Source organism: Pseudomonas oplopanacis, from assembly GCF_057128725.1.
This window is the reverse complement of sequence record NZ_JBSKHV010000019.1, coordinates 32355-54894: the sequence shown is the minus strand read 5'-3', so window position 1 is coordinate 54894 and position 22540 is coordinate 32355. Positions and strand designations below refer to the sequence as shown.

23 protein-coding genes and 1 pseudogene are annotated in these 22540 nt (G+C 57.6%); 15 read left to right on the top strand and 9 right to left on the bottom strand.

Annotation, left to right across the window (positions count from 1 at the left end; genetic code table 11):
* Positions 1-75: 75 nt before the first annotated feature.
* Positions 76-987, bottom strand: coding sequence for a LysR family transcriptional regulator (locus tag ACWKV5_RS26865; protein WP_483843718.1), 912 nt, complete (start codon positions 985-987; stop codon positions 76-78).
* Positions 988-1147: 160 nt separating this feature from the next.
* Between ACWKV5_RS26865 and ACWKV5_RS26860 the strand changes: the two genes are divergently transcribed.
* On the top strand, positions 1148-1552 hold the full coding sequence (locus ACWKV5_RS26860) for a (R)-mandelonitrile lyase (protein WP_483843717.1): 405 nt from the start codon (positions 1148-1150) through the stop codon (positions 1550-1552).
* 41 nt (positions 1553-1593) lie between these two features.
* On the opposite strand, the gene ACWKV5_RS26855 is transcribed toward ACWKV5_RS26860, so the two are convergent.
* Positions 1594-3630: an alkyl/aryl-sulfatase gene (locus tag ACWKV5_RS26855; RefSeq protein ID WP_483843716.1), complete on the bottom strand. Its 2037-nt coding sequence runs from the start codon at positions 3628-3630 to the stop codon at positions 1594-1596.
* Between the two features lie 167 nt (positions 3631-3797).
* Between ACWKV5_RS26855 and ACWKV5_RS26850 the strand changes: the two genes are divergently transcribed.
* From ACWKV5_RS26850 to ACWKV5_RS26830, 5 genes are all read left to right on the top strand, one after another.
* The gene (locus tag ACWKV5_RS26850; protein ID WP_483843715.1) at positions 3798-4775 is read left to right on the top strand and encodes a LysR family transcriptional regulator; all 978 of its coding nucleotides are present in this window, start codon (positions 3798-3800) and stop codon (positions 4773-4775) included.
* A 126-nt stretch (positions 4776-4901) separates the two neighbouring features.
* On the top strand, positions 4902-5351 hold the full coding sequence (locus ACWKV5_RS26845) for a hypothetical protein (RefSeq protein WP_483843714.1): 450 nt from the start codon (positions 4902-4904) through the stop codon (positions 5349-5351).
* Between the two features lie 307 nt (positions 5352-5658).
* Entirely contained in the window at positions 5659-7317 is a 1659-nt protein-coding gene (locus ACWKV5_RS26840) for an arylsulfatase (protein ID WP_483843713.1), read from the top strand.
* A gap of 82 nt (positions 7318-7399) precedes the next feature.
* On the top strand, positions 7400-7882 hold the full coding sequence (locus ACWKV5_RS26835; protein ID WP_483843712.1) for a hypothetical protein: 483 nt from the start codon (positions 7400-7402) through the stop codon (positions 7880-7882).
* A gap of 409 nt (positions 7883-8291) precedes the next feature.
* A complete protein-coding gene (locus ACWKV5_RS26830) occupies positions 8292-8555 on the top strand; it encodes a hypothetical protein (protein ID WP_483843711.1) in 264 nt (87 codons plus the stop codon).
* On the opposite strand, the gene ACWKV5_RS26825 is transcribed toward ACWKV5_RS26830, so the two are convergent.
* From ACWKV5_RS26825 to ACWKV5_RS26815, 3 genes are all read right to left on the bottom strand, one after another.
* Positions 8552-9118 carry a hypothetical protein gene (locus ACWKV5_RS26825; RefSeq protein WP_483843710.1) on the bottom strand — a complete coding sequence of 189 codons (567 nt, stop codon included), beginning with the start codon at positions 9116-9118 and terminating at the stop codon, positions 8552-8554. The two genes, ACWKV5_RS26830 and ACWKV5_RS26825, sit on opposite strands and share 4 nt — an antisense overlap.
* A 110-nt stretch (positions 9119-9228) precedes the next feature.
* On the bottom strand, positions 9229-9603 hold the full coding sequence (locus ACWKV5_RS26820; protein WP_483843709.1) for a tautomerase family protein: 375 nt from the start codon (positions 9601-9603) through the stop codon (positions 9229-9231).
* A 6-nt stretch (positions 9604-9609) separates the two neighbouring features.
* Entirely contained in the window at positions 9610-9945 is a 336-nt protein-coding gene (locus ACWKV5_RS26815; RefSeq protein ID WP_483843708.1) for a carboxymuconolactone decarboxylase family protein, read from the bottom strand.
* Between the two features lie 105 nt (positions 9946-10050).
* Here ACWKV5_RS26815 and ACWKV5_RS26810 point away from each other — a divergent pair, with 105 nt between their 5' ends.
* Positions 10051-10938 (top strand): LysR substrate-binding domain-containing protein, encoded by an 888-nt coding sequence (locus ACWKV5_RS26810; RefSeq protein WP_483843707.1) that lies wholly within the window; start codon positions 10051-10053, stop codon positions 10936-10938.
* Positions 10939-11004: 66 nt separating this feature from the next.
* On the opposite strand, the gene ACWKV5_RS26805 is transcribed toward ACWKV5_RS26810, so the two are convergent.
* A complete protein-coding gene (locus tag ACWKV5_RS26805) occupies positions 11005-11637 on the bottom strand; it encodes a LysE family translocator (protein WP_483843706.1) in 633 nt (210 codons plus the stop codon).
* A 130-nt stretch (positions 11638-11767) separates the two neighbouring features.
* Between ACWKV5_RS26805 and ACWKV5_RS26800 the strand changes: the two are divergent.
* Positions 11768-11869, top strand: a pseudogene (locus ACWKV5_RS26800) (DUF6632 domain-containing protein); the annotation flags it as partial.
* Positions 11870-12705: 836 nt separating this feature from the next.
* On the opposite strand, the gene ACWKV5_RS26795 reads toward ACWKV5_RS26800, so the two are convergent.
* Entirely contained in the window at positions 12706-13599 is an 894-nt protein-coding gene (locus tag ACWKV5_RS26795; protein ID WP_483843705.1) for a LysR family transcriptional regulator, read from the bottom strand.
* A gap of 94 nt (positions 13600-13693) precedes the next feature.
* Here ACWKV5_RS26795 and ACWKV5_RS26790 point away from each other — a divergent pair, with 94 nt between their 5' ends.
* On the top strand, positions 13694-14860 hold the full coding sequence (locus ACWKV5_RS26790) for an MFS transporter (RefSeq protein ID WP_483843704.1): 1167 nt from the start codon (positions 13694-13696) through the stop codon (positions 14858-14860).
* Positions 14861-15129: 269 nt separating this feature from the next.
* On the top strand, positions 15130-15441 hold the full coding sequence (locus tag ACWKV5_RS26785; protein WP_483843703.1) for an addiction module antidote protein: 312 nt from the start codon (positions 15130-15132) through the stop codon (positions 15439-15441).
* 122 nt (positions 15442-15563) lie between these two features.
* Here the strand turns inward: ACWKV5_RS26785 and ACWKV5_RS26780 are convergent, their stop codons facing one another.
* The gene (locus tag ACWKV5_RS26780; protein ID WP_483843702.1) at positions 15564-16277 is read right to left on the bottom strand and encodes a class I SAM-dependent methyltransferase; all 714 of its coding nucleotides are present in this window, start codon (positions 16275-16277) and stop codon (positions 15564-15566) included.
* A gap of 196 nt (positions 16278-16473) precedes the next feature.
* The gene (locus ACWKV5_RS26775; protein ID WP_483843701.1) at positions 16474-17934 is read right to left on the bottom strand and encodes an MFS transporter; all 1461 of its coding nucleotides are present in this window, start codon (positions 17932-17934) and stop codon (positions 16474-16476) included.
* A 445-nt stretch (positions 17935-18379) separates the two neighbouring features.
* Here ACWKV5_RS26775 and ACWKV5_RS26770 point away from each other — a divergent pair, with 445 nt between their 5' ends.
* From ACWKV5_RS26770 to phnE, 5 genes are all read left to right on the top strand, one after another.
* Positions 18380-18742: a DUF6124 family protein gene (locus tag ACWKV5_RS26770; RefSeq protein ID WP_483843700.1), complete on the top strand. Its 363-nt coding sequence runs from the start codon at positions 18380-18382 to the stop codon at positions 18740-18742.
* 180 nt (positions 18743-18922) lie between these two features.
* A complete protein-coding gene (locus tag ACWKV5_RS26765) occupies positions 18923-19774 on the top strand; it encodes a putative selenate ABC transporter substrate-binding protein (RefSeq protein ID WP_483843699.1) in 852 nt (283 codons plus the stop codon).
* Positions 19771-20568 (top strand): phosphonate ABC transporter ATP-binding protein, encoded by a 798-nt coding sequence (locus ACWKV5_RS26760; protein WP_483843698.1) that lies wholly within the window; start codon positions 19771-19773, stop codon positions 20566-20568. The genes ACWKV5_RS26765 and ACWKV5_RS26760 overlap by 4 nt, the downstream gene beginning before the upstream one ends.
* Complete coding sequence (locus ACWKV5_RS26755) at positions 20562-21389, top strand: PhnE/PtxC family ABC transporter permease (protein ID WP_483843697.1); 828 nt, start codon at positions 20562-20564, stop codon at positions 21387-21389. Before ACWKV5_RS26760 ends, ACWKV5_RS26755 begins: the two co-directional genes overlap by 7 nt.
* Positions 21386-22153, top strand: a complete 768-nt coding sequence (gene phnE, locus ACWKV5_RS26750; protein ID WP_483843696.1) for a phosphonate ABC transporter, permease protein PhnE — start codon at positions 21386-21388, stop codon at positions 22151-22153. The genes ACWKV5_RS26755 and phnE overlap by 4 nt, the downstream gene beginning before the upstream one ends.
* Positions 22154-22540 lie beyond the last annotated feature (387 nt).

The window sequence follows — 22540 nt, the reverse complement described above, 5'->3', positions numbered from 1 at the left end:
ACCCGGAATCGACAACGCAAGGACTAAGCGTAGGCAACAGTGATCAATGTGCAATTTTCCTGGGTCTTGTGGCACTCAGGACGTTGACGAGGATGGGTTCTTGTAACGCAACGCCTCCACCAACAACGCAAACGCAGGCGACGCCTGACGGCGACTCGGGTAGTAGAGATGAAAGCCGGCAAACCACGGCGACCAGTCTTCCAGCACTTGAATCAGGCGTCCGGCCTTGAGATGAGGCGTCACCAGGTCATGGGGAACATAGCTCAATCCGAAACCATCGAGTGCCGCGTCCAACAGCTGATAAACACCGTTGTAGGTCACTTGGCCTGACACGCGAACCTTGAGGCGTTCGCCCTCTTTTGCGAACTCCCAGGCATACAGACCGCCGTTCGTGGGTAGCCGCAGGTTGTTGCACAAATGATCCGTGAGCGCCCGAGGCGTCGTGGGTAATTCACGGTTGGCAAAGTAGCCGGGAGACCCCACCACCGCCATGCGCATGTCCGGCCCGATACGCGTGGCAATCATGCCTTCGGCCACGTCCTCGCCCAGCCTGACCCCGGCATCAAAGCCCTGTGCGGCAATGTCGACGAAGCTGTAATCGCAACAGACTTCCACCGAGATGTCCGGGTACTTGGGGAGGAAGTCTTTCAGCACAGGCCGAATGATCTGATCCAGCACATGGTCCATCGCGTTGATACGGATATTGCCCGCGGGGGTATCGCGCAGATCACTCAGGCCCGCCAGTTCTATTTCGATTTCCTCGAAGTGGGGCCCCACCCTCCTCATCAGACGTTCGCCTGCCTCGGTGGGCGAAACGCTGCGCGTGGTTCGCGTCAACAAACGCAGCCCAAGTCGCGCTTCCAGGCCCCGAATCGTGTGGCTCAACGCGGATTGGGAGACCCCGAGCCTGGCAGCGGCTTTGGTGAAACTGCGCTCCCTGGCAACGGCGAGGAAGGCAAGCAGATCACTGGCGTTTTCCCTGAGCATTGATGAGAGCTCCACATAAGTATTTTCGGATTCTAGCGACTAATCCTCTTAATGAGGAGCTGATAGATTTTAGACCTCGTTCCAATCATGAAAAATCTCGCGGCCATGGCGTTATCGCTGTCGTGGCTCGCTTTAGATGCACCCACAGAGGGGGAAATCCATGCTCGTCATTAACCCGAACGGCTCGCAGCCATCTGCCAAAGGACCCGCCGATTACTTTACGGGCACTGTCCGTGTCGACGCGCCGTTCAAGGGGACAGAACAGGCTCGGGTCAGCGGCGCCACCGTGACCTTCGAACCGGGCGCTCGCACTGCCTGGCACACTCACCCGCTAGGCCAGACTTTGATCGTCACCGCAGGGGCCGGCCTGGTGCAGGCGCGGGGGCAACCGGTTCGCTCAATCAAACCGGGTGACACCGTGTGGATTCCACCTGATGTCAAACACTGGCATGGGGCGAGCGACACCACTGCAATGACTCACATCGCCATTGCCGAAGTGCTGGACGGCAAAGTGGTCGACTGGATGGAACAGGTCAGCGACGAACACTACGCCCAAGGGCTTTGATCGCGCACCCGGTGTCATCAGGTGCGCAGGTAGCTTCATGATTACTGCTGGGTGCCGGGCAGCAGCTCAAAGGTGGGGGTAAACGGGGTGATGGCGGCCATCAACTGCTCGAAGGGTTTGTGATTGCCTGTGAAGGTGGCTTTGCCGGCCGCAACGAGTTGAGCGAAGCTGGTTTTCCGTGCCATTACACCTTCAAGATCAGAACGATCAAGGGTGATCGACAGGTCGGCATTTTTCGCTTGCTGCCCCTTGATATTGGTCAGGGTTGAATTGCTCAACTCAACCACAAACTGCTCACCGTTATCAGGTGTCTTGAGATTCAAGACGAAGTGTTGATCCGCAACTTTGCTGCCATCCAGTGCAATGCCGAGATACTCCAGCCACAACTCGGTACTCATGGCGCGAATCATGTCAGGCCCGGTGGTTTTGGGCGGTAAACCCTTGGGCATGCCGTGGCGTAATTCATACGCCGCCGCAAGGAAGCTGTTACGCACCCCGGCACTTTCCTTCTGATAACCGACCTGTTCATAGACGTCCGCGAGCAAGTCCTTGGCCTCGGTGTTTTGGGGTTCGGCATACACCAGCTTATTCAGGATTTCATAGGCTTCGCGGTATTTGCCCTGATCGAACAAGGATTTGCCCTTGGTCATGATCTTCTCCGAGCCCCCCATCATTTCCACGTACAGGGGTGCCGAATCCTTCGGTGACAGCGGCATCAGCGTCGCCGGGTTGGCATCCCAGTAACCCAGGTAGCGGTTGATCACGGCGCGGCTGTTGTGCTCCTCGGAGCCGTGATAGCTGTGAGTCGCCCAGTTGTTTTTCAGGCTGTCCGGCAACTTGTAGACGTTGTGAATCTCGTTGATGGTGACGCCCTGGTTAGCCGCATGCAGCACCGCGTTATTCAGGTTGGCATAGGCGTCGCGTTGCGCGCGCATGACGTCCTGAATCCGCTCATTGCCCCAACGTGGCCAACTGTGCGCGGCGAACATGACGTCGGCTTGTTCTCCGTAGCGATACAAAGCGTTGTTGATGTTCTTCGACCAGACCAGTGGATCACGGACCAGAGCACCGCGCAGGGTGTAAATGTTATGGATGGTGCCGACGATGTTTTCCGCGGCCCAGAATGCCTTGAACTGCGGGAACCAGGTATTCATCTCCGCTGGCGCTTCGGTGCCCGGCGTACTTTGAAACTCCATTTCCACGCCGTCGATGGTCAGGGTTTCGAAATCTTTGGAGATATAGCGATTGGGTTCGATCAGGCCCATGTTGCCAATCGACGCATTCTTTCCGATGGCCATGTCGACGTGGCCATAAGGACTGTGCGGCAACAGTACGCCATATTGGAAAAATGCACGCCGGGTCATTGCGTTACCGGCGTAGACGTTTTCAGCCACCGCATGTTCCATGAAGCCAGTGGGTGCTATCAGCGGGATTTTGCCGCTGCGCACATCGGCCTCATCGACCACCCCGCGCACGCCACCAAAATGGTCGGCATGGGAGTGAGAGATCACCACCGCTACGACCGGGCGCTTGCCGAGTTTTTCATTGATAAAGTCCAACGCAGCCTTGGCGGTTTCCTTCGACATCAGCGTATCGAACACAATCCAGCCCGTATCGCCCTTGATGAACGTGATGTTGGCCAGGTCAAACCCGCGCACTTGGTAAATCTTTTCCGGAACCACCTCGTACAGACCGAAGGCCATATTGAGGATCGCCTGACGCTGCAAGGACGGATTGATACTGTCGTAGTCCTTGCCGTCGAGCAGGAAGTCATAGCTCCCCATGTTCCAGGCGACATTACCGGCTTCAGCCATGATTTTGTTGTAGGTCGGTGCCGCAATAAAGCCTCTTTTGGCCTCTTCAAAATCTCGTTTATCACCGAACGGAAGTGTCTTGCGTACACCGTTTTGCAGTTCGATCGTGTAGGCCGAAGGCGGCTTGCCTTTGCTATCGAAGTGCGCACTTTTTGTTGAGGAAGGATCAGAACTTGCGCCGTTTGCATCGGCAGCAAAAATCGCAGGGCTAACGCCACAGCCCAGCGTAATTGCCAGTGCCAGATGAAGGGTCTTGTTGTGCATGAGGGGGTTCCTGTACCAAGGGCTGCCAAGAGCGTCAATGCGGAAAATTGCGCCCGATTTTATTTATTGGGTACGCGTCGACTTGACCCGCCAGGCCATGAATAGCATATTCATTTCATTACGAAAAATTCCGTTTCAGTAGTTTTCGATAACATAAAGGTTATGAGATGACACCCCGTCGCTTACGTCAGTTTTTGGCATTGATTGAACATGCGCACTTTGGTCGAGCGGCCAAAGCGTTAGGGGTATCCCAGCCGGCGCTGAGTAAAAGCATCCAGTTGCTGGAGAGTGAACTTGGCGTCACGTTGTTCGACCGACGCCCTGAAGGCGTTGCGCTGACGGCGTTTGGCCATTTGCTGCGTGAAAAAAGTCGGCGCTTGTTAGTGGCCGAGGAAGATTTGCGGCGTGACATTGCCTTGCTGGCGGGAGGCGATATCGGCGCACTGCAAGTGGCCTTGGGTCCCTATCCAAGCGTCACCAGCGGATACACCAGCATCGCGCGGCTGCATGCTCGGCATCCGCACATCAAAGTCACGGCCCATGTGGCCGGATGGCGAGACGTGGCTCATCAGGTCGCGACCGGAGTGGTGGATTTAGGGATCGCCGAAATCAGTACCCTGGAAGGCCGGGAAGAATTCACCTGTGAGCTGTTGGGTGAGCACCAGGGACGCTTGTTTTGTCGGCCCGGCCATCCTCTACTCTCGCAAAAGCGTGCATTGACGTTGGCACAAACACTCGATTTTCCCTGGGTGGCTTCGCGTATTCCGTTGCGACTGGCCACCCATCTGCTCCCGGCAACGCTGGGCTGTGCCGGTGCATACGATGCGGTGAACGGTGATTTTGTACCGGCGATTGAAATAGACGTGCCCATGCAAATCGTTAAATTCGTCGAGCACAGCAACGCCTTGGCGGTAGGGAATTTATCGACGTTTGAGCGAGAGTTCCTCGCCGGTGAGGTCGTACCGCTACCCCTTCATGACCTCGCCCTGCGCACCCGCTATGGCTTTATCTACCTGAAAGAGCGCTCACTGCCGCCCGCCGTAGAGGCTTACATGAGCGAAGTACGGGTTGTGGAAGCCGAAATTTGTCAGCGTGAAAGTCTTCTGGCCCAAATGACAAGCGTAGCGAAAAAAGATCAAGGTTAGTGGTTCGCCTGCCGAAATATCATGCACTTTGGCGACTGCACGGGATATTCAAGAACGCAACGCCGCATGAATGAGCTATACCCAAGAGTCCCCCCACCGCACTTCTTCCACTTTTGGAGGTTGGCAATGAAATTCTATCCCCCCCTGTCAGTACTATTGATTAGCGCAAGTCTCTTCGGCTGCACCCACTCATCAAACCAATCAATGAATCTTCCATTGGCGGCGACCTCGAGAAACCCCGGTCATTCCGCCACAACCACATTGACTGGCGAAGGCAATCAAACCAACTTTGACTTCTACATAACCGGCGTTCCAAGCGGAACCATGCTGCCGCCGCGCATCTACACGTTCATTAACAAAGGCAGTTGCCAGCAACCAGGGCCTGCCGCGTTCGCCATGAACGATAAGGTCAACACCGAACCCAATGCGGGTACCGGCGGATGGACCTTTTACAGAAGCGCGCCGATAAAAATGCCAGACCTGTTGTCTGGCAAGTACTCCATTGTCGTGCGCACCTCGCCCGAGGATGGCAACGCCGATATTTTCTGCGGCGATGTTGCGCACGCGACTCGATGAAACACCCTAGTCCTTATTGAGTCGAGTCGCGCTTTATGTGGCGATTGTGTTCAGGGTGGGTATTTATCCCGTGTGTAATCCTGGCGTTACATACACCACCCCAACACTGCAATCGCTCCGTCTATTTGAAAAAAACGCACTAGACTTTTCCTGCGCCTTTAACTGTGGAGGGTCATTTCACAAAGGGGGGAATGATTCTGTACGCAGTACCTAGGCAAATTGCTCGGTGGTCAATGCACCAAGGGTCAATGTTGTTGTGCACTCATCGCCCGGTTGCCAGCACCATGAAACAACGAGGAAACCTGGTATGGAACAGCTATCGGATCGTTTCAAGCTATCAATAGTGTTTGCTGCACTTTTGTCATTTAACGGACTTGCCCACGCGGCTCAAACGGAAAAGACCAACATTCTGTTTATCGTCTCCGACGATACCGGGTATGGCGACCTCGGCCCCTATGGAGGTGGTGTCGGGCGCGGCATGCCCACGCCGAGCATCGATCAACTGGCGGCAGAAGGGGTCACTTTTTATTCTTTTTACGCCCAGCCAAGCTGCACACCCGGTCGCGCGGCCATGCAAACCGGGCGTATCCCCAACCGTAGCGGCATGACGACCGTGGCCTTCCAGGGCCAGGGTGGTGGTTTGCCAGCCGCCGAGTGGACGTTGGCATCGGTATTGAAAACCGGTGGCTATGACACCTATTTCACCGGCAAATGGCATTTGGGCGAAGCCGACTATGCGCTGCCCAACGCGCAAGGTTATGACGTGATGAAGTACGTCGGCCTGTACCACCTCAATGCCTACACCTACGCTGACCCGACGTGGTTCCCCGACATGGACCCGGAAACCCGAGCGATGTTTCAACGGGTGACCAAGGGCGCGTTGTCCGGCAAGGCGGGAGAAAAACCGGTCGAAGAATTCAAGATCAACGGCCAGTACGTCGACACGCCTGTCGTCGACGGCAAGCCCGGTGTGGTCGGCATTCCGTTCTTTGATAACTACGTCGAAAAAGCCGCTCTGGAGTTTCTCGACACAGCGGCCAAATCGGACAAACCCTTTTTCATCAACATCAATTTCATGAAAGTGCACCAGCCCAACATGCCGGCACCGGAGTTCATTCATAAGTCCATGTCCAAGTCCAAGTACGCCGACTCGGTCGTCGAACTCGACACCCACATCGGTCGGATCATGGACAAGCTCAAGGCGCTCGGCCTGGATAAGAACACGTTGGTGGTGTACACCACGGACAACGGCGCCTGGCAGGATGTTTATCCGGATGCCGGCTACACCCCGTTCCGCGGAACCAAGGGCACGGTGCGTGAGGGCGGTAACCGGGTACCCGCCATTGCCGTCTGGCCAGACAAGATCAAGCCGGACACCAAAAACCACGAGATACTCGGAGGCCTGGATTTGATGGCGACCTTCGCCTCGGTTGCCGGCGTGAAGCTGCCGGAGAAAGATCGTGAAGGTCAGCCGATTATCTTCGACAGCTACGACATGACACCCGTCCTCACCGCCAGTGGCCCTTCTCCGCGCAAGGAGTGGTTCTACTTCACCGAGAACGAATTGTCGCCGGGCGCGGCCCGTGTCGGGAACTACAAGGCCGTGTTCAACTTGCGCGGCGATGATGGTGCACAAACCGGTGGTCTGGCGGTGGACTCGAACCTTGGGTGGAAAGGCGCTGAAAAATATGTCGCCACCGTGCCGCAGGTTTTCGACTTGTGGCAAGACCCGCAAGAGCGCTATGACCTGTTCATGAACAACTTTACCGAGCGTACCTGGACGATGGTGCCGATCACGGCGGCGATCATGAAGCTGATGAAAACCTACGTCGATTACCCGCCACGCAAACTGCAAAGCATGGGTTATGACGGGCCGATCGAGCTGTCGAAGTACCAGCAATTCCAATACGTACGGGATGCCCTGAAAAAAGAAGGCATCAACTTGTCGATGCCAAACGGCAACTGATCAAACAGGCGAAACAGGGCGGCCTCATCAGAGGTCGCCACTTCGTAGCGTCAATGCTCCCATTCGCCAACTCTTTCGCCTTGTGCAGTGGAAAGGAGGCGCGCTAGCGCCGTCATGGGCTCTGTCACTGGACTTCGTTCCCCATCTTTCCGGCAATGAAATCAAATGGCACAGGACGTCAAAATCAGCACGACCTGATCTGACTTTCGATGTGCGAGATCGAGCGTTTGATATCTCATACAGCTACGGACCTGATGTCATAGCAACCAGCGCACCCAATATCCTCCGGGCTGCCATTCCAAAAGCTGAATCGTTTTGGAACGAGGCTCGTTCGATAGCCGACCTGCCTGGTGCTTTCGAGCGGGTCAAAAAGCATTTGTCGACTGGTGGCCTGGGTTTCTACAACTACATACAACATCCTCTTGCATACGCGTTTGTATTGGCCATGAACGGCAAGCCCGACTCAGCCGAAGAAGAGTTTCAACGCTATTCACAGCGCCTTTCAGAGGCGGCTCGAAAAAAACTCCGCAAGCTATTCATTGATGCAGGCGGCCACCTTGGCTAAGCGAGTACGACTTTTTCAACAGAATCGGCCAAGAGCAGACGTTCGAACCTAAGGTAATGCGATGAAGAGAAAAACAAGAATGACTGCACTTCTGACCAGTAACGCAGCAACCCAGCCTGGGCCTGGCTGGACGTTTGACCCTGATCGCATGATCCGAATAGCCTGTCCGCACTGTTAGGGAAGTATCCACAGTGTTCCGTCATCGACTGGTCGCCCGGACGCTTGGCCTGCATCGAAGCTCAGGGGGTGGATGTTGAGACGCTCGCTGAAATTATCCGGGGTGTAGCTGAGGCTGCTTGGGATGAGCACATCACGTTCGTCGATGCTTCGTACGAGGAAATGGGTAGAGCGTGACCCAAGAGCGGACAGTCGACCTTGGCTTCCCAAGCGTGTGCGCAAAGACCAGATCTTGGACAACAATCGAGCAGACGGGAACGGAACGCAGGTCACCATAGAGGAAATCTCGACGCTAATGTCCTTTGCATACGAACAGCTCGGCCCTGTACCGGAAGACCATGCATTAGCTCAGGCAGGTTTAGAAAATGGTGGTGGAATCGTCCTGGATTATGTCGATCACAAGGTGACAAAAATTTACCCACCTGAAGGTAAGCTTTGGGTCTTTTTTACCTGTCACGAAGGACGGCAACCGGGCCAAGAAGAGCCGGTCGACTAAGGACTGCTTCCGGTGAAATCTTCGGATAGCGTGGTCTGTGTTCCTGCTTGATGAGCGGCAAATTTCTCAGCCCGAAACTTCGGAACCTCCATGCCGATAGTGCTCAGTCGCTCCAGTCGGGTGCTTTCTCCCAGTGCATAGGGCTCCTGGTCTTGACGCGGAAGAAAACCTTGATGCATCCGTACCAAAAATATTGTCCGTGAAACCCCGTTGATACTTTCTACATAGGATGTTGAAACCGGCGAGCGCTGAACGCTTGCTTGATGCAATGCCGCACCCGTTTCCGTTCCTCGAATCCTGAGCAACGCCCATTCTTTTTCAGGTGGGCCTGACATCACCAACTCAACGCTGACACCTCCATTGCCCTCATAAGCTCTTACGATGGCCTTTCCCGCAATCGGGGCGGCATAACACTCGTTGCTTGTCCAAAGGGCAGCTCCTGGAGCAATGAACGCCAATGACAAAGTAAACGCTCTGTAGCAGGCAGTGCCTTTCTGAGCGGCACGCGCCATCGATTCAGTGGACCAATCGATGGTACCGAACGGGATTGCAGTGGGAACCATTGTTGCCTCTTCAACATGTGATGAATGCAGGCCTTATCAACCTGGCCATGGTGCTGAAAGACACGGGCGACCCGCGTCTATGGAATGACGGCTCTGCACGAACCCGAAGGCTAGTTAGGCCGCCCTCCTCCAAACGACCACTCATCGCTGGCCGTAGTCGTGATCACCACCATGACGTCCTCTGCGCCCAGTCCTGTCGCCCGCTGCAATTTCTCGACCAGATCACGGTAAAACTGCTGTTTGGTCTCGACACTTCGAGGACGGCCTGCGGTAATCGCGATGAGCACAAAGTCATGGCTGCGCGGCCCGCCCAGGTAGTGGGGATCAAAGATCAGCTCGCCAATCTCATGTTGGTGGATGACCTGGAAACGATCAGTCTCAGGGACTTCGAAGCTCTGGACCAAGGCGGCGTGCAACCCCTCAGACAATGCCTGTAGATAGTCGGCCGACTTCCCGCGGTGCAGTGAAATTCGTGAAAACGGCATCCACAATTACTCCTGAGGTTTGGCAGGCCTGGCCTGTAGTTCATTGAGTAATCTCAGCGCCGAGGCAGCTGTCGGCCAACCGGAATAAAACCCCAGGTGGGTGATGACTTCGGCCAGTTCGTCGACACTCAGGCCGTTATCCAGTGCGCGTTCCAAATGAAAGGGCAGTTGCTCCAGCCGGTACATCGCCACCAGCGCTGCCACCGTCGCCAGACTGCGTTCACGCGGCTTCAATTGCGTACGCGTCCACATGTCGCCAAACAATATGTTGTCGGTCAGTTCGGTAAATTTCTGCGGATAGTTGCTCTGGTGTTCTCGCCCCGTGACCATCGATGCACTCATGATGTTTTCCCCATGTCCCAATTGATGGGGGCAAACTATCAAGTCGCGACAATTCCGAATATCAGATTTAATAGCACCCATCATCCCGAATTAGTGGACCATTAAATGCGCCGTCCCACCTTCGATCTTGACGTATTGCGCACTTTCGTCACCGGCGTGGACTTCAACAGTTTTGCCAAAGCGGCAGATCGTCTCGGTCGGTCGACGTCTGCCGTAAGCGCTCAATTGAAGAAACTCGAGGAGCAGATCGGTACGCCGGTCCTGGCTAAATCCGGTCGCGGATTGGTCTTGACCCCCACGGGAGAAACACTGCTCAGCCATGCCCGACGGTTGCTGGAACTGAACGATTGCATCTTCCAGACCCTGCATGAAAGGCAGACTGCCGGGACTATACGACTCGGACTTCAAGAGGACTTTGGGGAACATTTTCTGAGCGATCTCCTGCGACGCTTCGTCCATGCTTACCCGAAGGTGAATCTCGAAGTCAGGATCGCCCGCAATGCCGAACTGCTTGCTCTGGTTCAAGGCGCAGGCCTGGACCTGGCGCTGACCTGGGACACCGGACACCTGTCGCCCTATGCCACTCGCTTGGGCGAAACACAGATGTACTGGATCGGGGCCCGCGATAGCCCATTGCTGATGCCCCTTGATGACTCACCGTTGCCATTGATCATGTTCGACGCGCCTTGCGTATTGCGCAGCGCCGCCACTCAGGCGCTGGATGCCGCGCAGGTTCCTTGGCGGATCGCCCTGACCAGCCCCAGCGTCGGTGGTATCTGGGCAGCCGTCGCCGCCGGATTGGGCCTGACCCTGCGAACCCGCATCGGGCTGCCGAGTCATCTCACCGTCGTTTCTGGATTGCCCCCGCTGCCGAGCCTTGGCTATGTGCTTCATAGCAGTGACGACGACCCATCACCGGCCGCCCAACAATTGGCCGCAATGATCAAAACGAGCCTGCAAGAACAGGCGTTTCGTTTCACCATTACGAAATAATCGAAGGCAGGGTTCAATTCGAGCGAGACCGATGGAAAGTTACGCAGTACGCAGGTGATGGGCGATTTACCTCCCGGAAAAAAGTGCCAAACGAGTCGCCAAGCCAATGAAAACCACGCCCAACAGTTGATTGAGTCTCTTGGCAATGCTGGCATTGCTCGCCAGCTTGCTCCCGACCTTGCTGGCCAAGAGAATCACGGCACCATTCACGATCAATCCAATGGCATTCAAAATGGTCGCAAATGCCAACATTTGTACGACCAGCGAGCCTTTAGTCGGGTCCACAAACTGTGGAAACAAGGCCAGTACAAACAACGCCATTTTCGGGTTCAACAGATTGGTCACCAGGCCTTGTCGAAAAATGCGCAACAGCGGCGTGGGCGGCAAGGCTTCATCGGGTGCCAAGGGTGATGAGCTGCTGGTAAGCGCTTTCCAGGCAAGAAATGCCAGGTACGCGGCACCGGCAAATCTGACAAGGTCGTAAGCCGCAGGTACAGCGCTCATCAATTGCGACAGCCCGAGTGCTGCGGCCAATGCGTGGCAATAAGTGCCTGCCTGAATGCCCGCAAGTGATACAAAGCCCGACGCCCGCCCCTGGCTCAGACTCCGCGAGGCGATCAACAACATGTCTGGGCCGGGAGTCAGCGTAAGCGCAACGCACGCACCCGCGAAAAGTAATGCCACAGAAACGTCGATCATAAATACCTCAAGCTCTTATTGTTAATGTCGCCTTGCCGGCGAATGACGGCATTCTACAGAAGGCTCACAACAGTAATGAACGGCAGGAATGCTACTTTCGATGGATTGCGGTCGCAATCGAACGGCTGCTTTGGGGCACTTGGCAGGTGACGTGCCAGCACTCTTCATCGTGGCGGCTGCCTTGGCCATCTTGACGCCCCGCTCGCAATTGGCCGCTCGGCCCGGGACCTAAGAGTAGGTGATACAGGGCGGCTCTTGACCGGGCAAACACCCTGAAGTTCCTGCTGCAACGGGGGCTATTTAAGCAACGGTGCCTTAGAACTTTTTTCTATTTATCGGTCTATCTGGATAGGCTCATTTGCTCGGTAAGCACTGCCCCCGCAGGCTTGCCTCAGCCAAATGACCACACGTTCAATTGCCTATCAGAGGTTGTCTTCGCTCATGAAATTCAATGTCCCACGGATGGTGCTCTTCGGCCTGTTCGCGTTTGCGGCAGTGAGCTCGGCATCAGCCACACAGATGAAAACCTCAACCCCTGCTTTTGCCACTGGCGTCTCCGCCGTTCAAGCGCCTGTCACGGCCGCTGAGAATCCTTGGCCGAGCCTAGCCAGCATGGCCGGCCAGCAGACAGGGCCGCTGCTTGCCCATGACGACCGCTACTGGCATGACGGCCGTTGGTATGATCGTAGAGACGATCGGCGCCGGGACGATTGGCGCAGGGATAATTGGCGTAGAGAGCAAGCCCGCCGAGAAGCTGAGCGTCGTGATTGGGAGCGCCATCAGGATCGCGCCATGCGGCACCGTTACGAAGAAGAGCACCGTTACTATCGTCGCTAGGTAGCGTTGCGTCGATCGGTTGAATCCACAGTCGATTGCTGCCCGTCGTCGCAGGCAGCAATTGGGCCAAAAGCTGTCTTTCACGACGGCCATTTAAGACGTGCGGACGACCCATCAATGCCAGAGCTCACGATTGTTCCAGTAAGGCAAACCACCTATTGATAGTGCACCCAAAAATGTTTTGGTCACTTCAACATCACAAGTACCCGAAAATATCAGCTTCGCCTCCGCTTACATCCGGTGATGTTCCAGCAAGAAGTCCACGAACAATCGCACCCGCGCCGGCATTGCCGCCCCGCCGACGAACACCGCATGAATCGGTTCCTGGTCCCCGGGGTTCCAGGCTTCCAACAGCGGAATCAGGTCGCCGCGCTGCAGATCCTCGCTCACGCTGAACTCACCGATACGTGCAATGCCGGCACCTACTCGCGCGAGTTGTGCCAGCGCTTCACCACTGCTGCATTCGATGTTGCCGCTGACCTTTAGGGAAAACTCTTTTCCATCGCGGATGAACGGCCAGTTGGGTTCGGCACGCCGGAAGTTGAAGCGCAGGCAGTTGTGCTGTAACAGGTCTTCCGGTTCCTGGGGGATGCCGTGGCGCTGCAGATACTCGGGCGATGCCACCACTACCTGGCCGGTGTCGCCGATCCTGCGCGCGGTCAGCGGGCTGTCGGGCAGATGGCCAAAGCGGACCGCGACGTCGGCCTGCCCGCCGAGAATGTCGACCACTTCGTCGCCGAGGGTGAGGTCGACGACGATGTTCGGGTAACGGGCGCTGAATGCTGCAACCAAGGGAACGATGGCCAGCCGCCCATGGCCAAGGGCGGCACTGACCCGCAATCGCCCCTTGGGTACGCCTTGGTCGGCGATGGCTTCTTCGACCTCGTCCATGTCGGCCAGGATACGCCGGGCGCCGCGCAGGAACGCTTCGCCCTCGGCAGTGAAGGTGATCGCTCGGGTGGTGCGCAACAGCAGGCGGGTGCCAAGACGTTGCTCGGTACGCGCGATGATCCGACTGACTGCCGAGGGTGTCAGGCCCAATGCACGTGCGGCGGCCGACAGGCTGCCTTCCTGCGCCACGGTGGCGAACACGCTCATTTCACCTGACCTGCCGTTGAAATCCACTTGTGCCTCCTGCGCAAAGGTGATTGCCAAAAATGCGATCTACCGCCTGAAAAGACTGGATCGTAGCATTAGCGGCATAGATAAGGAGCCTTCCATGCGTATCAATCCACCACTTGTCGCACTCGCCATCGGTGCCTTTGGCATCGGCGTAACAGAATTCGCCCCCATGGGCATGTTGCCGGGTATCGCTGCGGATCTGGGCGTTTCCATTCCCGCCGCAGGTTTGCTGGTCAGTGCTTATGCGATGGGCGTATTGCTCGGCGCACCGCTGATGACCCTGACCACCGGCAGGATTCCCCGGCGCTATCTGCTGATCGGGCTCATGGCGATTTTCACCCTGGGTAATCTGATGTCAGCCTTGGCCACCGATTACTACAGCCTCATGGTCGCCAGGGTGGTGACCTCACTGAACCATGGTGCATTTTTTGGCGTTGGCTCCATCGTCGCCGCCAGCGTGGTCGCCCCGGAGAAACGTGCCGGGGCGGTTGCGGCGATGTTCATGGGTCTGACCCTGGCGACCATCGGCGGTGTGCCGCTGGCCGCCTGGTTCGGTGAACTGTTCGGTTGGCGCACCGCTTTCTGGGGAATTACCGGCCTCGGCGTGGTGACCATGGTCGCGTTGTGGTTCGCCCTGCCTGACCTGAAGGCGCCGCAAAGCGTCGGTGTAATGGCCGAAATTCGGGTACTGGGGCGGGGTCCGGTGCTGGGCGCGTTGGCCCTGACCGTAGTCGGATCGAGCGCAATGTTTACCGTCTTCACTTACATCGCGCCGATCCTCAGCAGCGAAACCAATAGTTCCACCGCCTACATCACCGCCATGCTGGTGCTTTTTGGTGTGGGGTTGACGCTGGGCAATATGTGGGGCGGCAAGGCCGCAGACCGCTCGATAGATCGCACCTTGATCGTCTCGCTAAGCGTTCTGATTCTCGTCTTGCTGGCGTTCACCTTCGTGATGCGTTGGACGGTGCCGGCTGCTCTGGCCATCCTGATATGGGGTATCGCCAGTTTCGCCCTGGTGCCACCGCTACAGATGCGCGTCATGGAAGCAGCGAAGGACGCGCCCAATCTTGCCTCAGCGGTGAACATTGGCGCCTTCAATTTTGGCAACGCGATTGGCGCAGCGCTAGGCGGAGCGGTGATCAACGCTGGTCTGGGTTATCCGGCGATTTCCCTGGCCGGAGCGGCGATGGCTGCTCTGGGGCTGCTGATGGTGTTGGCTTATGCCTGGCGTTCCAGAACGATTGAAGCAGCAGTGGTGTGACGAAGATGAGGGGGAGTGGTTCGTTACCATCGATGAGGGGCGGCAATCGGTCAATTTTAGCGATTGCTGACCGGCAGCTTTGGGTCGACTTCTGCCCTTCAGTCATGAAGACCGGGGAACATTAGTGCACTTTACTTTCAGAATGCTGGATAGAAAAGCGAGCACATCGCGCTAACCCTTCCGGCATGGGCTAGATTGTCATATGTGCATCTCCACCGACTCTGGCGTGGCCATTGTTTTAGGAGACGTGTTGGTCACGGGAGGCCGCTATGCATTACCCAAGATTGGTTGAGTCGGACAGTCGAATCAGTGATAAGGATTTTGCCGCCCTTCTGGAGAGCGGTCTGATAGCTAATGATCCGAGCGTATTGGTTGCTGCACTGGGCACAATTGCACGAGACAGAGGAATGAGTCGGCTCGCTCGCGAGACCGGAATTAGTAGAGCCACGCTGTACCGGGCATTTTCTAAGGATGGTGACCCGAACCTTTCTATCGTTCTGAAAGTGGCCACGGCCTTGGGTATAAAAGTTAAGATCACTGTCGCAACCATTCCCAGAAATGGACGCGGTTCAGGGATGTAATCACCATGGCAAAAAGCATGCAGACCACGCACAAACCCGTCCATTGAACGTCGCCTATGGGTCGATTGCCGCCCCCCCATGTCGGGCAGTCATCAGCCAGAAGCTACCCCTCAGATCGCCGTTCAGACTGTTTTACACGTTAACCAGGCACCCCAGAACAAACTGCTGAAAAAACGGGTAGCGTCCCCAAAACCCGCATCATGCAAAAGCTTCTGAACAGCCGCCTCGGAATGTGGAGGGTCAGCGCCTTGAAGAATTTTCCCAAGTTTGACTTTCACTTCATCCGGGCTGGCTCCGTGCTGACGCCAACGTTGCCCCCAGGCAGCGAGGAGTAACGGCTGGCTGGCATAGGCATATTGATTGCCGGCGACAATCAGCGGAGCCCCCGGTTTCAGACGAGCCCGAATGGATCGTAGAATGTCTCCCTTGGCATCATCCCCATCCAGATGATGGAGTACACCGATCAAAGTGGCTGCGTCGTAGGACTCATCTGCGGCCAGGTTTTCAACGTGCCCAAGATGCACGTCCGTTCTTTCAAGCAAATTGTTTAAAGCTAACTGCTGTTTCGCGGTTTCCAGCATCGGCTCAGAGGGATCAACGGCGGTGAAGCGCCAACCCGGCTCGAGCCTGGCCATCGCGATGATCTCCTGCGCTGTACCGCCAGCGCCGACTACCAGTATTTTTGCCGAGCCCATATTTCCAAGGCTTGCCGCGAGCATGCACGCCACCAAGTCCTGACAGGCGTCATAACCTGCCAGTGCGATACGACTCTGTCGTCCGTACTCATTGGCCCGAGTGTTATCAAATTTTTCAGCTGAGTTAAGTGGTGATTTCAAGGCGGTTCTCCATGTCCTTGAATCAACTTAGGTCATAAAAACCGATAATAAAAATTCATTAATTTTATGGACTGCATTCCTACCGGGAATGCCAAAGCACTCAGGTTTCGTCCAAACGACAGTCAGCGACTGGGTCGATTTCAGCCCCTCTAAACGGGTAGCAATCGGCCCAAAGATCCTTCACCCCTTACGAGGCTCAATCCCCAGCCTGCGACAAAGGCCTGGCCACTTGCTCCAGCGCCTGACGCTCCGAAGCCACTCCCCAAACCGCTTGCACCCCCGCCGCCACACACATCAGCGCGGCACCAATCAGATAACCGATCAACAAACTGCTGCGCTGTTGCGTCTCGATCAGTTGCCCAAACAACGTCGGGCCGATGATGCCGCCCAAGCCAGTGCCAAACGCGTAAAACACGGCGATGGCCAAGGCGCGGATTTCCAGTGGGAAGGTTTCTGCCACGGTCAGGTAGGCCGAGCTGGCCGCTGCCGAGGCGAAAAAGAAGATCACCATCCACGCCGCCGCTTGCTGGGTCACGTCCAGCCAACCCTGCTGGAACGCATAGCCACTGAGCGCCAGCAGGATCCCGGACGTCGCGTAGGTGAAGCTGATCATCACCCGTCGGCCGATCACGTCAAACAAACGCCCCAACAGCAACGGACCGCAGAAATTGCCCAGCGCCAAGGGCAACACATACCAACCGACCCGCTCGGCGGGCACTTGGTAAAAATCGGTGAGCACCAGCGCGTAGGTGAAGAAGATCGCGTTGTAAAAGAAGGCCTGCGCGGCCATCAGAGTCATGCCTACCAGCGCCCTGCGCCTGAAGCTGATGAACAGCGTGTGGAAGATCTCCGCGAGCGGCGTATGGTCCCGCGCATGCAGTCGCAGCGGTTGGCTGGTCACGGGCGGCAGTTCATGACCTTGTTCGCGCAGACGCGCTTCGATGCCTTCAACGATGCGTTGCGCCTCATCGTGCCGACCATGGATCAGCAACCAGCGCGGGCTTTCCGGCAGCCACAGGCGCATCACCAGAATCACCAACCCCAGCGCCGCACCGATGCCGAAACACAGGCGCCAGCCCAGATCACCGCCGACCACGTTCGGGTCCAACAGGACGATGGCCCCACCGGCGCCGAGCGCTGCGCCTAGCCAGAATGTGCCGTTGATGGTCAGATCAACCCAGCCGCGAAAGCGTGCCGGCGTGAATTCCTGGATGGTCGAATTGATCGCCGTGTATTCGCCGCCGATGCCCATGCCGGTGAGGAAGCGGAACAGCAGGAAGCTTTCCAGGTTGAAGGAAAACGCCGTCGCCGCCGTGGCGCCGACGTACAGCCATAACGTGATGAAAAACAACTTGCGCCGCCCCAGGCGATCGGTCAGCCAACCGAACAACAAGGCACCGAGTACGGCGCCGGCGATGTAGATGCCGCCGGCCAAGCCAATATCGACGTTGCTCATGCGCAGGTCGGGGCTGTTTTTCAGCGCGCCGGACACTGAGCCAGCCAGGGTCACTTCGAGGCCGTCGAGCAACCAGGTGATGCCGAGCGCGACCACCAGCAGCGAGTGAAAACGGCCCCACGGCAAGCGGTCCAGGCGGGCTGGAAGATCGGTTTCGAATATCGCGCCGGGGTGGCGGCTAAAGAGCTGTTGGTGGGTCATCGCCACTTCATTGTTATGGGCGGGGCTTTGAGAGTTAGGAGTTGGGGCCGGGAGCGGGAGTTCAATTCACCTGCCCGCTTAAACAGGTTTCTGGGCGCGCGTTTAAAGACACTCGGTGTTACGTCCAAACGGCTACAACGCCTTGCGCCATCGCCTACGGGTAAGACAGAATCCGCCGGCTTGTGCGTCTGGGACACGGGTTCTATCTTGGCTGGGTCACTGAAAAACAGTGATCGGGTTTGGTAGCCCGGTTTTTTTGCCTAGATGCATGGCGGCACCTTGCAAAGTCTTTTTTAGACTTTGCTTTCATGGTGGCCATGCGTGGGGCCCATTCGTGGGCGCCGGGTTCTAGTGCGACCGGTCTACCAACCCGCGTATGGCCACCACCCTCGTTTGGTAGCAAGGGTGATGGCTCCTTTAAGTATTCGCGCTAGAGGTTCCATCCATGATCAAACCAACACCCAACCCACCAGAAACCGATCCGGCATCGCCTTACGAATCTCACGATTCCAAAAAATTCCACGAAGCGGCGGAACGCGCCCTCGACCATTACCTCAACCCGGCTGCCCAGATCATGGCCAGCAACCACGAACCCGAACCCATGTTCCTCGCCAACCCCAAGTGCGACACCGAATCCCTGCTGGTCAATGCCAGCGAATCACTGGGCTCGGCGACCACCATGCTCAGCAATCTTGCGGCGCTGCTGGACAACTCAAACCGTAAGACCCTGCTGGGGATTACGCAGGTGGTCATGTTGGGGGAATTGGCGGTGAATCAGGTGCTGGATAAGGTTGAAGTGAAGGAGTAAGCCAATCTGTTGCGTCGGGCGGTAGAATCCACAGTTAAATGCCGCCCTTCGCGACAGAGAGCAACTGGGCCAAAAGCAGTCAATTTCGCACCTTTTCGTCTACCCTCACAGGGCGCCAGGCAGCAATCAGCGTGTGCCGGGCGCCTCGACATTCTTTCGTTAATGCACCGGAGAAACTCCATGCTCAAGCGTACCCTGGCATTGGCCGTCGGCTTGTCCCTGTCATTTTGTACCCTGTTGGCGCAGGCCGCCGACACCCTGAGAGTCAGTGCGATTCCCGATGAAGCCCCGACCGAACTGCTGCGCAAGTTCAAGCCGCTTGGCGAATATCTGGAACAAAAGTTGGGCATGAAAGTCGAGTTCGTGCCCGTGAGCGACTATCCGGCCGTGGTCGAGGCGCTGGCCACCGACCGCATTGACATGGCCTGGCTGGGCGGCTTCACGTTCGTGCAGGCACGCCTGAAAACCGGCAACGCCATTCCGCTGGTACAGCGCGAACAGGACGCTCAATTCACCAGCAAATTCATCACCGCCGACCCGGCCGTCAAGTCCCTCGCCGATCTCAAGGGCAAGACCTTTGCATTCGGTTCGGTGTCCTCGACGTCGGGCAGTCTCATGCCGCGTTATTTCATGCTCAAGGACGGCATCAAGCCTGAAACCTACTTCAGTCGCGTCGGCTACTCCGGCGCCCATGACGCCACTGTCGCCTGGGTCCAGGCCGGCAAGGTGGACGCCGGGGTACTGAACGCCAGCGTATGGGAAAAACTGGTCGCCGCCGGCAAAGTCGACACCAACAAGGTCAAAGTGTTTGCGACCACCCCGGCCTACTTCGACTACAACTGGACGGTGCGCGGGACCCTCGATCCGGCGCTGGCAGCCAAGATAAAAGCAGCCTTCCTTGCGCTCGATCCGGCGAACCCCAAGGACAAGGCAATTCTGGACCTGCAAGCCGCCAGCCGCTTCATCGAAACCTCGCCTGAGAACTACAAGGGCATCGAGGAAGCCGCACGCGCCGCCGACCTGCTCAAATGACATTGCAACTGACCCGGGTCAGCCTTACCCACGCCAACGGCGTCCAGGCGCTGCGTGACGTGGACCTGCACATCGGTGCCAGCGAACAGGTCGCCATCATCGGCCCGTCCGGCGCGGGTAAGTCGAGCCTGCTCAACGTGCTGGCCACCGCCCTGCGACCGGGCAACGGCGAGCTGCAGGTACTCGGCGAGCGGGCCTGGCAGCTTTCCGCCCGTCAGCGTCAGCGTCTGCGCGCGCGCATCGGTTTGATTCATCAGTCGCCCCCGCTGCCACCGCGCCAGCGCGTGGTCACCGCGGTGCTGGCCGGAAAACTGGGACAGTGGGGGCTGGGCAAAAGCCTGCTCAACTTGCTGCATCCACTGGATATTCCAGGCGCACGCGCGGCATTGGCCAGACTGGACCTGGGTGACAAATTGTTCGCGCAATGCCAGCAACTGTCCGGTGGACAGCTACAGCGCGTGGGCATTGCCCGCGTGTTGTACCAGGCGCCCGAGGTGTTGCTGGCCGATGAGCCGGTATCGGCCATGGACCCCGTGTTGGCCGAGCACACGCTGTCGGTGCTCTGTCGCCATGCCCGGCAGCACAACGTCACCCTGGTCGCCAGCCTGCATGCGGTGGACCTGGCTCTGGCGCACTTTTCACGGATCATCGGCGTGCGTGATGGACAGATTCTGTTCGACCTCGCGGCCAGCGAAGTCGACCGTGAGTTGCTCGACAAGCTCTACGCCAACGAACAACTGCAATCCCCACCGATTGCTCCGCCACCCTTGAGTGTGCAGATTCCCCGATGCTGACCCGTGATACCCGAGACCCGGCCACCCTGCCCCGCCTGCTGCTCAGCTTGCTGGCCCTTGCCTTGCTCTGGCCGGGCATTCGCCTGAGCGAGCTGGACCTGAGCGTACTGGTGGCGAGTGACAGTCAGAGCGAGATGGGCCGGTTTGTAGCAGCGTTCTGGCCACCGGCGCATGGCGCGGAATTTATCGAGCTGTTGCTGCAAGCCACCCTGCAGACCCTGGCCATCGCCACCGCCGGCATGGCCCTGGCGTTGCTGTTCGCAGTCCCCGCCAGCCTGCTGGCCAGTCGTGCCCTGTCGCTGTCGGCTGCCTCCCGTGCCGGCCATCCGAGTTATTGGGGCCAACTGCTGCGCTGGCCTGTACGCGGTGTGTTGATCTTCCTGCGCAGCGTGCCGGAAATCGTCTGGGCCCTGCTGTTCGTACGCGCCGTCGGCCTCGGCCCGACGGCCGGGGTACTGGCCATCGCCATTACCTACAGCGGCATGTTGGGCAAGGTCTACGCGGAGATTTTCGAGTCAGTCGACCAACGCCCGGCCCATGCGCTATTGCAGTCCGGCAGCGGTCGGCTCGCCGCCTTCTGCTACGGGATCCTGCCCAATGTCGCGGCGGAACTGCTGTCGTACACGGTGTACCGCTGGGAATGCGCCATCCGCGCCTCGGTGGTGATGGGATTCGTCGGTGCCGGCGGTCTGGGCCAGCAAATGGACCTGTCGTTGCGCATGTTCGCCGGCGGTGAAGTGGCCAGTCTGTTACTGACATTCCTGGTACTGGTGCTGTTCGCCGATCAACTCAGCCGCCTGCTGCGCTGGAGACTGGCATGAATCGCCTGATCAACCTGGCCTTGTTGCTCTGCATCGGCGCAGCGGTGGTCGCCTCGTTCAGCTACCTGGGCATCAACCTCGGCGAACTCGGCGACACTGGCAACCTGCATCACATGGGCGCTTATGCGCAGCGCTTTCTCAGCCCGGACCTGAGCTCAGGCCACCTGCAAGCCATCGGCCATGGCGCCCTCGAAACCATCGCCATGTCCGCCCTCGGCACCCTGCTCGCGGCGGTATTCGGCCTGCTATTGGCATTGCCCGCGGCCGGACGCTTCGGCTGGCCACTGCAGAGCGCATCGCGCCTGGTGCTCAACGCCTTGCGCGCCGTTCCGGAACTGGTGTGGGCCGCGCTGATGGTCCTCGCCGCCGGCCTCGGCCCCAATGCCGGCACCTTGGCATTAGCCCTGCACACCACCGGCGTACTCGGCCGACTGTTCGCCGAAGCGCTGGAAAACACCCCACCCGAACCCGCCGACGCCATCCGCCTGCAGGGCGGCAATGCCGTGTGGGCTTTCTGTTACGGCACCCTGCCCAACCTGCTGCCACAGCTACTGGCCTACATCCTGTACCGCTGGGAAAACAATATTCGCATGGCCAGTGTGCTCGGCTTTGTCGGCGCCGGGGGGTTGGGGCAGATGCTGTATGTCAGCCTGAGTCTGTTTCAGGAAGCTCAGGCCAGTACGGTTATTTTGGCGATGCTTTTATTGGTGTTGGGTGTGGATACGTTAAGTAGCTGGAGCCGTCAGCGCTGGGTTAAGGCTTGAGTGGTTTTGCAGAAAAATCGCTATGACTTGATTGGGGTGTGGGTTGAACCGGCTGTACGTGGTTCTGGCCACATGGTTTTTGCCCAACTTTTGACGCGCTTAAACAGGTTTCAGGCCACGCGTTTAAAGACACTCGGTGTAACGTCCTAACGGCTACAACGCCTTGCGCCATCGCCTACGGGTAAGACAGAATCCGCCGGCTTGTGCGACTACGGGGTGGGCTATATCGTTTTCCGGTCACTGCAAAACAGTGATCGGGTTTGGTAGCCCGCTTTTAAGTGGTCGCATGACAACACCATATGCAGTCTTTTTTCGGGCTCTGTTTTATATGGTGGTCATGCGTGGGGCTCCTTCGTGAGCGCCGGGTTTCCCACTTAGACCGGTCTA